The organism is Streptomyces sp. NPDC026500, assembly GCF_055567635.1.
Map to the genome: position 1 here is coordinate 331,290 of NZ_JBVHQB010000002.1, position 11,108 is coordinate 342,397.

Below are 11,108 nucleotides of genomic sequence, written 5' to 3' on the forward strand. Positions count from 1 at the left end.
GCGGTGCGGTGGACCCCGTGAAAGCGCTGATGCACCGGCACCGCGAGCTCTGCGAGCGGGCCGTGGACCCGCTGGAGATCGCGGCGGGTCTGGAGGCACACGGGGTGACCGACCGGACCGCCGCGCGCTTCCGGCACCGGGACGTCTTCTCGCTCGCCGAGGAGATGTACGCCCGCGCCGCACGCGACGGGGAGTCCGCGCCCCGCACCGAGACTCCGGGGCGCCCCGGCAAGCGTGCCTACTGGGCGGCGCTCGCCCTGATGCCGGGTGCCCTCGGTTCGGCCGTCGTCGTCGGGCTGCGGCTCACCGACGGGCAGCAGCGTCTCGCCGTCGCCGCGTTCGGCGCCCTGGCCATGACGTCGGGCCTGCATGTCGCCCTCCGCCGCGGCCCCCTGAGCACCCGGCACCGCACGAACGCCGCACGCGCGTGGACCTGCTGGCTCGTCGCGTACGCCCTGGTCGGCGACGGACTCCTGACCGCCGGCCGGGAAGGCGGCCCGCACGGCCCCTGGCCCCTGGCCGCCGCACCCGTGCTTGCCCTCTCCCTGGCCTGCGCCCCGGCCGCTTGGTGCGCCCACCTCTTCGCCGCCCGCGCCCGTCGCCGACTGAGCGCGAGCCGCGGCCTGGAGGAGTTCGCCGCCTCCGTACGCCCCCTGCTCCTCGGGACGTTCGTCCTGTTCCTGTGCGCACTGGGCGGACTGCTCGCGCTGTGCGGGACGGCACTGAACGAGTCACCCGCCTACGCCGGAGCCGGTGCCCTCGGCGCACTACTCCTGCTCGCGCGACTGCTGACCGCACGCGGCTTCACCCAGGCCCCGGGCCGCGCGCTCGCCGGCGCGGGCGCGACGGAGGCCACCGCCCTCGCCACGGTCTTCGCCGCACGCCTGCCCAGCTGCTCGTTCCTGGCCACCCCCGTCGACAACCTGGTCGGGGCGGCGGGACCCGGCGCCGTACCGGCCCTGGCCTGTGGGGCGGGCGCCCTCGTCCTCCTCGTCCAGGCGACCCGCACCCTCACCCGCGCCTCGGCCCATGCCCTGCCCTGCGAGGCCCCATGAGCCGCGATCCGCGCCCCGACGCACCGAGCCTGCAGACCCGGTGGCCCGAGGCCGCCCTGAACCGGCCCACGACGCCCCCACCGCCGTGAGTCCCCCCCCGGCGTCCGGGCAGCGTCCCGGATCCGGGCCCCCTTCTCCCGCGGGGCCGACACCGCGGGCCCTCTTCACGACCGACGGCACCATCTCGAAGGAGACAGTCAGATGATCACCTCCCGAACCGGAGAATCCGCCCCGGGAGCCGCCCGATGAGGGTCCTGCTGATCGGAGCCAACGGCTACCTCGGCCGTTTCGTCGCCGACAGGCTGCTCGCCGACCCGGCCGTGCAGCTCACCGCGCTCGGCCGCGGCGACGACGCCGACGTACGGTTCGACCTCGCCTCGGGCAGCCCCGGCGCGCTCACCCGCTTCCTGGACGCGGTGCACCCCGGAGTCGTCATCAACTGCGCGGGCGCCACCCGCGGCGGCGCCCGCGAACTGACCCGGCACAACACGGTCGCGGTCGCCACCGTCTGCGAGGCCCTGCGCCGCAGCGGCTGCGGGGCCCGGCTCGTCCAGATCGGCTGCGGCGCCGAGTACGGGCCCAGCCAGCCCGGCTCCTCCACCGCGGAGGACGCCGTCCCGCGCCCGGGTGGCCCGTACGGAGTGAGCAAACTCGCCGCGACCGAACTCGTCCTCGGCTCCGGCCTGGACGCCGTCGTGCTCCGCGTCTTCTCACCCGCGGGGCCCGGCACTCCCGCCGGATCCCCGCTCGGCCGGCTCGCCGAAGCCCTGCGCCGCGCCATGCAGGCCAGCGACGGCGAACTCAAACTGGGCGGCCTCGGCGTCCAGCGCGACTTCATCGACGTCCGTGATGTCGCGCGTGCCGTCCACGCCGCCTCCCTGTCCGCCGCACAGGGCGTGATCAACATCGGCTCGGGCCGTGCCGTACGCCTCCGTGACGCCGCCGCCGTCCTCGCGCGCGTGGCCGGCTACAGCGGCACCCTGCACGAACTTGACGGCCCGCCCGGCCCGTCCATGCGGCCGTCCATCGGCCACCCCCGCCCCGAACCGGACCACGTGGCCCCGGTCGCGTACCCCTACCCGGACGGCTGCGGCAGCTGGCAGCAGGCCGATGTGCGCACCGCACGCGACCGGCTCGGCTGGCGGCCCCGGATCAACCTCGAGGAATCCCTCGCCGACATCTGGATGGAGGCAGCATGTCGTATCTGACCAGCACCGCAACCGGCAGCGCGAGCACCGACTTAGGACTCGGCTTCGGTATCCCCGGCTATGCGCACCCCCTCGTCGCTCCCGTGGAATGGGACGAACTCACCCGCCCCGGCACTCCCTTGCACTGGGTCGTCCTGAACGTGGACAACGGTCCCGGCGCGAGACCCGACCCGCGCTGCCTGGAGGCCTCGGGCCGGCTGCGCAACGCGGGGGTCCGGGTGCTGGGACACCTGGACGCCGCCCGTGGGGCACGCACCTTCGGCGAAATACTCTCCGACGCGCGTCGCTATCTCGACTGGTACCAGTCCGACGGATTCATCATCGACCGCTGTCCCACCGAACGCGCGGCCCTCCCCGAGATCCGCCGCACGGTCGGCGCGCTCCGCGCACTGTGCGACGGCGGCCACATCGTGCTGGGCCACGGCACCCACCCGCACCCGGGATATGCCGAGAGCGCCGACCAACTGGTGACCTTCTCGGGCCCCTGGACCGAATACCGCTGGTCGCAGGTCGCCGAGTGGACCGCCGACTATCCCCCCGAGCGCTTCTGCCATCTCGTGCACGGTGTGCCGCGCGGCCATCTGGTCGAGGCACTGCGCATCGCCCGCTGGCAGGGCGCCTCGACGATCTATTTCACCGACCGCTCGGATCACGGCGGACAGGCCGACCCCTGGGAGACCATGCCCGACTACTGGGACGAAATCGTCTCGCGGATCGGAACGGGTGTCTCGGAATGAAGAAGGGCGTGGCAGTGTTACGGGGAGAACAAACGTAGTGATTGACCGACCAACGGAGTCCCCGTGTCGCTGCCACCCCTGGTCGAGCCAGCCTCTGAGCTCACCGTAGACGAGGTCCGCAGGTACTCCCGCCACCTGATCATCCCCGATGTGGGCATGGACGGGCAGAAGCGGCTGAAGAACGCCAAGGTGCTCTGTGTGGGCGCCGGCGGCCTTGGATCGCCGGCATTGATGTACCTGGCCGCGGCGGGCGTCGGCACGCTCGGCATCGTGGAGTTCGACGAGGTCGACGAGTCGAACCTGCAGCGCCAGATCATCCACAGCCAGGCGGACATCGGCCGCTCCAAGGCCGAGTCCGCGCGCGATTCCGTGCTCGGTATCAACCCGTACGTGAACGTGGTCCTTCACGAAGTGCGGCTCGAGGCCGAGAACGTGCTGGACATCTTCAGCCAGTACGACCTGATCGTCGACGGCACGGACAACTTCGCGACCCGCTACCTGGTCAACGACGCGTGCGTGCTGCTCAACAAGCCGTACGTGTGGGGCTCGATCTACCGCTTCGACGGACAGGCCTCGGTCTTCTGGTCCGAGCACGGTCCCTGCTACCGCTGCCTCTACCCCGAGCCCCCGCCGCCGGGGATGGTCCCCTCCTGCGCCGAGGGCGGCGTCCTCGGTGTGCTGTGCGCGTCGATCGGCTCCATCCAGGTCAACGAGGCGATCAAGCTTCTCGCGGGCATCGGTGAGCCGCTCCTCGGCCGCCTGATGATCTACGACGCCCTGGAGATGCAGTACCGCCAGGTCAAGGTCCGCAAGGACCCGAACTGCGCGGTCTGCGGTGAGAACCCCACCGTCACCGAGCTCATCGACTACGAGGCCTTCTGCGGCGTCGTGTCCGAGGAGGCGCAGGAGGCGGCCGCCGGCTCGACGATCACTCCCAAGCAGCTCAAGGCGTGGATCGACGACGGCGAGAACATCGAGATCATCGACGTCCGTGAGATCAACGAGTACGAGATCGTCTCGATCCCCGGCGCCAAGCTGATCCCGAAGAACGAGTTCCTCATGGGCACCGCCCTGGAGAGCCTGCCGCAGGACAAGAAGATCGTCCTGCACTGCAAGACTGGTGTCCGCAGCGCGGAGGTCCTCGCCGTCCTGAAGTCCGCCGGTTTCTCCGACGCGGTGCACGTCGGCGGCGGTGTGATCGGCTGGGTCAACCAGATCGAGCCCGAGAAGCCGGTGTACTGACCGGCGGCTCGGCCCGCTCTTTCGACGGCGGGGGTTTCGCGGACGCGGTGTCCGTGAGACCCCCGCCGTCGTCATGAACAGACCTTGCCGTCCTTCGGCACCGTCGCGTCCAGCAGGTAGCTGTTCACGGTCGAGTCGACACAGTCGCTGCCACTCCCGTAGGCGCCATGGCCCTCGCCCTTCCATGTGAGCTCCACACCCACGCCCTTGCCGAGCTCGTCCGCCATCCTGCGGGCGCCCTCGTAGGGTGTCGCCGGGTCCCCGGTGTTGCCGACGACCAGCACGGGTCCGGCTCCCGACGCGCTGACCTCGGGGTTGTCGTACTGGCCGGCCACCGGCCAGTCGTGGCACCAGCCCGCCGTGTCCCAGCCCATGAAGTCCCCGAAGACGGGCGAGATCTTCTCGAACTCGGGCAGCCGCTTCCTCGTCTCCTCGGGAGTCGGCCGCTCCTTGTCGTCCAAGCACGATATGACCCGTTGGGAATGCGTCGTCGTGCCGTAGTGCCCCGAGGTGTCGCGTTCGTTGTAGCCGTCGGCGAGCGTCAGAAGGGCCGAACCGTCCCCGCCCTCGGCGTCCTTCAGAGCTTCGGTGAGGCGCGGCCAGCCCTCCTTGCTGTAGAGCGGCAGCACGATGCCGGTGAGGGCCAGGGTCTGGCTGAGCTCGCGCCCGCCGGCGGTGGGCAGGGGCTTCGCGTCGATCCGCTTCAGCAGGTCCGCGATCTTCCGGGAGCCCTGCTTCGGGTCCTGGCCGGTGGACTTGAGGTAGTCGTCCAGGGCCCGCTGGAAGCCCAGCGTCTGGTTCTTGGCGTGGCCCACGGTGTCGGCGCTCGGGTCGACGACCGCGTCCAGCACCAGGCGTCCCACGTTCTTCGGGAACAAGTGGGCGTACACGCCTCCCAGTTCGGTGCCGTACGAGATGCCGAAGTAGTGCATCCGGCGGTCACCGAGGACCTGGCGCATCAGGTCCATGTCGCGGGCCGTGTCGGTCGTCGAGACATGGGACATCAGCTTTCCGGCGGCCTTCGCGCAGCCCTTGCCGAAGTCCGCGGCGTCCTTGAAGTACGCCGCTTCCTCGGCCGCGTCGTCCGGTGTGGCGTCCACCGACTCGGAGGCCTGGATCGCCTTGTCCCCACGGCACCGCACACCTTCACTGGCGGCCACCCCGCGCGGGTCCCAGCTCACCAGGTCGTAGCGTTCGTGGAGCGGGCCGACGACGCTCTCGTACGACGGCATCGTGGAGACGCCCGAGCCGCCGGGGCCGCCGAAGTTGAACAGGAGCGAGCCGATGCGCTTGCCCCGACCACCGGTCGCCTTCGAGCGGATGAGCGCCAGCCCGATCGTCCCGCCGCCCGGCTTCGCGTAGTCCAGCGGCACCTTGAGCGTCGCGCACTGCCAGCCGCCCCCGGGCGCGGGGGAGTCCGAAGTGCCCTTGCAGCGGCCCCAGTCGAGCTTCTGCGAGGTGAGCGAGACGGGCAGCCCCGGCGACCCGCCGGAAGACGGCGCGGTGGCCGACGGCCCGTCACCGTTCTTCCCCTCGTCCTTGCTGCCGGCTGACGAGCCCCCGCCACAGCCGGCCAGCAGCAACGCGGCGGCGGCCGCGGCCGTCCACCGTGCGAAACGTGTCATGAGAGTCCCCCTCGCCCGTGGTCCGCCCGAAGTCGCGGATCACCTGCAGGCCATAGTAGGCGGCGCCCGCCGATCGCCGTCGAGGCCTGTGGATAACTCTCTGACCTGCAGTTTCCTAGGAACAGGCGGTGCCTGCCGACGGCACGGTGCCCTCCAGCAGATAGCCGTTCACCGCGCCCTGCACGCACTTGTTCTTGCTGTCGTAGGACCCGTGCCCCTGACCCTTGTACGTCAGCTCGACTCCGACACCCTTGCCGAGCGCGTCCACCATCGCCCGAGCCCCCTCGTACGGCGTGGCGGGGTCGCCGGTGTTGCCGACCACGAGGATCGGTGCCGCGCCGGGGGCGCTGACGTCCGGGTGCTCGGCGGCTCCCGGCACGGCCCAGTCGGTGCAACTGACCATGCCCCAGGCCAGGTAGTCGCCGAACAACGGGGAGGCGGCCCGGAACTCCGGAACCTTCGACTGCACCTGGTCCGCGGTGTAACGCGGCTTGTCGTCGGCGCAGTTGATCGAGATGTTCGCCGCGGTGATGTTGCTGTACTGGCCGTTCTCGCTGCGCCCGTTCATGGAGTCCGACAGCAGCATCAACACCTTGCCGTCGCCGTCGTACGCCTGCTGAAGTCCCTCTGTCAGGTACTCCCAGAAGTCCTTGGAGTACAGCGACTGGGCGATGCCGCTGGTCGCGGCGGTCTGGGTGAGCCGGCGCGGGAAGACCCCGGGGATCGGCTTGGCCTCGAGGTCCTTGAGCAGCTTGGCGATGCGGTCCTTGACGTCCTGCGGGGTGTCACCGATGGGGCAGTCCTCGGCCTTCGAGGTGCAGTCCGCGGCGAAGTTGTCCAGCGCGAGCTGGAAGCCCTTGGCCTGCCCGAGGGAGCTCTGTTCCACGTTCTGCGTCGGGTCGACGACTCCGTCGAAGACGGCGCGGCCCACGTTCTTGGGGAACAAGTGGGCGTAGACGCCGCCCAGTTCGGTGCCGTACGAGATGCCGAAGTAGTGCAGCTTGTCGTCGCCGAGCACCTGCCGCATCAGGTCCATGTCGCGAGCGGCGTCCGTCGTGCGCACATGAGGGAGGACCTTGCCGGAGTTCTTCTCGCACGCCGCGTTGAACGTCCTGGTGTTCTGCAGGAGTTCCTGCTGTTCGGCGGCGTCGTCCGGAGTGGCGTCCTGCTGGAAGAACTTGTCGAGCTGCTGGTCGTTCTCGCACTTCACACCCGCGCTGCGGCCGACGCCGCGCGGGTCGAAACTCACCAGGTCGTACCGGGTGCGCAGGGCGGCGTAGTCCTGACCGAAGGCGGGCAGGGTGGTGACGCCCGAGCCGCCGGGGCCGCCGAAGTTGAAGACGAGCGAGCCGATGCGTTTGCCCGGGTCGCCGCTCGCCTTCGCCCGGATCAGCGCGAGCCCGATCGTGTCGCCCTTGGGGTCGGACCAGTCGAGGGGCACCTTCAAGGTGGCGCACTGCCACTCCGCACCGCCCGGCAGAGGTGAGGGGGCGCTGCCGCCGCCCTCGGCCTCGGACGGCGCCGGGCACGCCTTCCAGTCCAGCTTCTGCGCCGTCAGATCCTCGTTCTTGGAATCACTGCTGCAGCCGGACACCCACGAGGTCAGCAGGACGGCGGTAGCGGCCAGGGCGGCGGCGCGCAGCTGGGGCGGGTTCGGCATGTTCCCCATCCTGCGGGCGTGCGAGGTGGGGCGCTCGGGGCACGAGCCGTGTGGGTGAGGGCGCACCGCGGGGCCGTACCCGGTGGGCGCGGGGCCTGGACGAGAGCGTCCGTATGCCCGCGGACACAGGCGCGTACGGGACGGTCCTCGCGCGGACCCTAAAGAGCGCCCTTGCGTGTCAGATGGTTGAAGAACAGCCATCCCGGCAGTACCGGAATCCAGAGGGTCAGCAGCCGGTACAGCAGTACCGCGGGCGCCGCGACCTCCTTGGGGAGACCGACGGCGATCAGGCCGACGGTGAGGGTCGCCTCGACCGCGCCGACACCACCGGGGGTCGGCGCCGCCGAACCCAGAGCGTTACCGGCGAGGAAGACGACGGCGACACTGGCGAGGCTGAGCGTGGTCGTCTCCTCGTGGCCGAACGCGCGGATCGAGGCGTCCAGGCACATCACGAAGCAGGCCGTCAGCAGCAGCATGCCGCCGATGCCGGTGACGAGCTTCTGCGGCCGTTGCAGCACGTCGAGCATGCGCGGTACGACGCCCGCGAACAGCGACCTCACGCGCGTGGAGACGAACTTGCGCAGCAGCGGCACCGACGTCACCACGAGGATGAACACCGCGACCGTCAGCAGACCCGCGATGACCGTACGGGACGGTGACAGGGACGGCGTTTTCTCCGTACCGGTCAGATAGCCGAAGGACAGCAGCATCAGGATGTGGCAGCCGAGCCCGAACAGCTGCGACGCGCCGACGCTCGCCACCGCGAGTCCCGGCCGCACCCCGGCACGCTGCAGGAAGCGTGTGTTGAGGGCGACGCCGCCGACCGCGGCGGGAGCCACGATCTTCACGAACGAACCGGCGACCTGTGCCGCCGCGGTCCGCAGGAACGGCACCCGCTCGGGCACGAAGCCGAGCAGGCTCATCGCCGCCGCGAAGTAGCTCAGGGCGGAGAACAGCGCGGCCGCCGCGACCCAGCCCCACTCGGCGTTGTCGAAGAGGGTTCCGAACTCGATGTGGGTGAGCTGCGTCAGCAGGAAGTACGCGCCGATCGCTCCGGCGATGAAACTGATCAGCGTGCGGGGCTTGACCCGCTCCAGGCGGGCCGGCTCGACGGGCGCCTGCGGCCTGATCAGTAGCACCTGGTGGCGGATCTGGGTGAGCAGATCCTCCTCGCGCGCCTCGTCCAGGGCCTCGTCGATCGCCCGCTTCTCAGCGCGCTGCTCGGCGCGTACGGCCTTCTTTCCGGACTTCTCCGGTACGGGAGCGGCCGCTTCGCTCGCTTCCTCGGCGCGGGCGAGCCTGGCCTGCCGTGAGGCCTCCAGCACCGCCTCGCGTTCACGCTGCGAGCGCTCCCGGGCAAGTTTGCGCAGCGTCGCGCGCGTGGAGCGCGTCAACGCGATCGGCTGGAGCATGGGCAGGCAGTCCGCGACGGCGTCCGGGCCGAGTACGCCGACCGCCGACGCCACCGCGCGCTCGGCGCCCACGCGCAGCCCGAGGGTGGTCACCAGCTGGGCGATGTCCATGCGCAGCAGCAGATCGCCCGCCGCGATCTCGCCGCCGCGCAGATCGGTGAGGATCACCGTGCCGGAACGATCCACCAGAATCGCGTCGCCCGCGAGCCTGCGGTGCGCGATGCGCCGGGACTGCAGCGCCTGCACCTGGTGCCAGGTGTCGCGCAGCAGTTCGTCGGTGATCAGCTCGTCGGGCAGCGAGTCGAGGGTGTGACCGCCGGTGTGCTCGTAGACGAGCATCACGGCGTCCGGGCCCAGCTCGGAGGTCGCGATCAGCTTGGGCGCGTTGGCCCCGGCCGCGATGGCCGCGTACGCGAGGAGGGCTTCCTGCTCCAGGGCCTGGCGCAGGGACTGGAGGCTGCGGCGCGTGGTGATGCCGCGCAGCGTCAGACGGCGCCAGACGCGGTAGAAGAAGCCCTGTGCCTGCTGCTCGCGGTCGACGACCGTGACGTCCAGCGGCGGGCCGTCCTCCAGGGTGACGAAGTAGCGCCGGCCGCGGTCGCCGCTCTCGGCGGTCTCCGGCAGCTCCTCGCGGGCCGCGCTGACCGGGTGGAAGCCGACGTGCCGCAGGCCGGCCATCAGCGTCCGTCCGGTCGGCCGCACGTTCGGCGAACCGACCGCGTACAGCGTCCCGTAGGCGACGGTCCAGCCGATCAGCACTGTCAGGATGATCGAGAAGGGGGTCGTGTAGCCGGTCACCAGCATGGAGAAGGCGTCGAGGAGCAGCACGACCCAGAGCACCCCGCGCCAGCGCGGTCTGCGGGACATGCCGACGGCCGTCATATAGGCGATGACCGGTGCAAGATAGCCGTGAACCGGGTCGGTGAGGGCGTGGATGTCACCCGGCGAGGGCTGGGTGAGCGCCTCCTGGATGGAGCCCGGGGCGCCCTGCGCGACCCAGAGGTCCGTGGCGAGCGTCACTCCGTGGGCGAGGACCGCGGCGAGGACACCGTCGGCGATGCGCAGCCCGTCCCGTTTGATCAGCCGCTCGATGGCGAAAGCGACCGGCACCAGGAGGATCGCGATGCTCGACGCCAGCCCCGCGATCTTGATCAGCAGATCGGGTGCCTGCCCGGTGCCCTTGTTGATGTCCTGTTCGAGGCCCGAGGTGGTGCCGTGCGCGAACGCGGCGATGGCGAGCAGCACCACGATCGCGAGAACGCCGACCAGGAGCCGCATCAGGTCGGACGGACGGTGCACGCGCGCGGGGAGCAGCGGTTCGTCGCCTTCGACCTCGTCGGCATGCACCTCGTCGGAGCAGTCGGCGTCCTGCTTGGCCAGCCGCTCCTCGTCTTCGTAGATCCGAGACGGGTTTTCGTGGGTCCTAGGAGAGGAACCCTCGGCCTCGCCGGAGCCTGTCTCGCTCGTCACGGAGGAGGACTCGCTCGCCCTGTCGTCCGTGTCCTTCTCGTCGACGCCGCCGGTGTCCGGGCGTGACGAGGCAGCGGAGGTGCCCTCCGCGTCTTCGGGGTGCACGCCCTGCTGCCTCATGGTCTCTTCTTGATCTCGTATCACCAGTCACCGCCCGCACGATGGTGGCATGCCCGACCGACACACGGGGGCATCAGGGTGCAAATGCGGGGCGCGCAATCTGCTACAAGCGTCACTCCATGGCGGGGAATATGCACAGCCGCCGTCGCGTCACGTTGTCGGTGGGGTGGGGCAGGATGGGGCGGATGAGCGAGGAGAGCCTTCCGGCAGGCGCCCTGCCGGAGTACGCGGAGCGGGTCCTCGACGTCGCCGAGCTGATCCCGCCCGGCCGCGTCATGACCTACGGCGACATCGCCGAATGGCTGGAAGAGGGCGGGCCGCGCCAGGTCGGCCGGGTGCTGGCTCTCTACGGAGGAGCGGTTCCGTGGTGGCGTGTCATACGCGCCGATGGTGTGCTGCTCCCCGGCCACGAACTGGACGCGCTGGCCCACTACCGCGCCGAAGGAACGCCTCTGAAGGAGGCGAGCCGGGCCTCCGAGGGGCATCTGCCGCGCGTCGACATGAGACGGGCCCGATGGGACGGCGGCGAACGCTCGGAAGGTCACACCTGACAGCTTCCGGCATTCACGGGGCCGAAGG

8 protein-coding genes are annotated in these 11,108 nt (G+C 70.6%); 5 read left to right on the plus strand and 3 right to left on the minus strand.

Going from position 1 to position 11,108, the window contains the following annotated elements; all coding sequences use genetic code 11:
• Positions 1–29: 29 nt before the first annotated feature.
• The 4 genes from ACZ4N5_RS04570 (at position 30) to moeZ (ending at position 4,242) form a co-directional block, all read left to right on the plus strand.
• A complete protein-coding gene (locus ACZ4N5_RS04570) occupies positions 30–1,055 on the plus strand; it encodes a hypothetical protein (protein ID WP_467755876.1) in 1,026 nt (341 codons plus the stop codon).
• A gap of 245 nt (positions 1,056–1,300) precedes the next feature.
• A complete protein-coding gene (locus ACZ4N5_RS04575; protein WP_467755655.1) occupies positions 1,301–2,263 on the plus strand; it encodes an NAD-dependent epimerase/dehydratase family protein in 963 nt (320 codons plus the stop codon).
• The gene (locus ACZ4N5_RS04580; protein ID WP_467755656.1) at positions 2,251–3,000 is read left to right on the plus strand and encodes a spherulation-specific family 4 protein; all 750 of its coding nucleotides are present in this window, start codon (positions 2,251–2,253) and stop codon (positions 2,998–3,000) included. The genes ACZ4N5_RS04575 and ACZ4N5_RS04580 overlap by 13 nt, the downstream gene beginning before the upstream one ends.
• Before the next feature lie 63 nt (positions 3,001–3,063).
• The gene (gene moeZ / locus ACZ4N5_RS04585; RefSeq protein WP_467755657.1) at positions 3,064–4,242 is read left to right on the plus strand and encodes an adenylyltransferase/sulfurtransferase MoeZ; all 1,179 of its coding nucleotides are present in this window, start codon (positions 3,064–3,066) and stop codon (positions 4,240–4,242) included.
• A gap of 71 nt (positions 4,243–4,313) precedes the next feature.
• Here moeZ and ACZ4N5_RS04590 read toward each other — a convergent pair whose 3' ends face one another.
• From ACZ4N5_RS04590 to ACZ4N5_RS04600, 3 genes are all read right to left on the minus strand, one after another.
• Entirely contained in the window at positions 4,314–5,867 is a 1,554-nt protein-coding gene (locus ACZ4N5_RS04590) for an alpha/beta hydrolase (protein WP_467755658.1), read from the minus strand.
• A 115-nt stretch (positions 5,868–5,982) separates the two neighbouring features.
• Positions 5,983–7,527 carry an alpha/beta hydrolase gene (locus ACZ4N5_RS04595; RefSeq protein ID WP_467755659.1) on the minus strand — a complete coding sequence of 515 codons (1,545 nt, stop codon included), beginning with the start codon at positions 7,525–7,527 and terminating at the stop codon, positions 5,983–5,985.
• Positions 7,528–7,685: 158 nt separating this feature from the next.
• The gene (locus tag ACZ4N5_RS04600; RefSeq protein ID WP_467755660.1) at positions 7,686–10,529 is read right to left on the minus strand and encodes a lysylphosphatidylglycerol synthase transmembrane domain-containing protein; all 2,844 of its coding nucleotides are present in this window, start codon (positions 10,527–10,529) and stop codon (positions 7,686–7,688) included.
• Positions 10,530–10,714: 185 nt separating this feature from the next.
• Here ACZ4N5_RS04600 and ACZ4N5_RS04605 point away from each other — a divergent pair, with 185 nt between their 5' ends.
• Positions 10,715–11,080, plus strand: a complete 366-nt coding sequence (locus tag ACZ4N5_RS04605; protein ID WP_467755661.1) for an MGMT family protein — start codon at positions 10,715–10,717, stop codon at positions 11,078–11,080.
• Positions 11,081–11,108 lie beyond the last annotated feature (28 nt).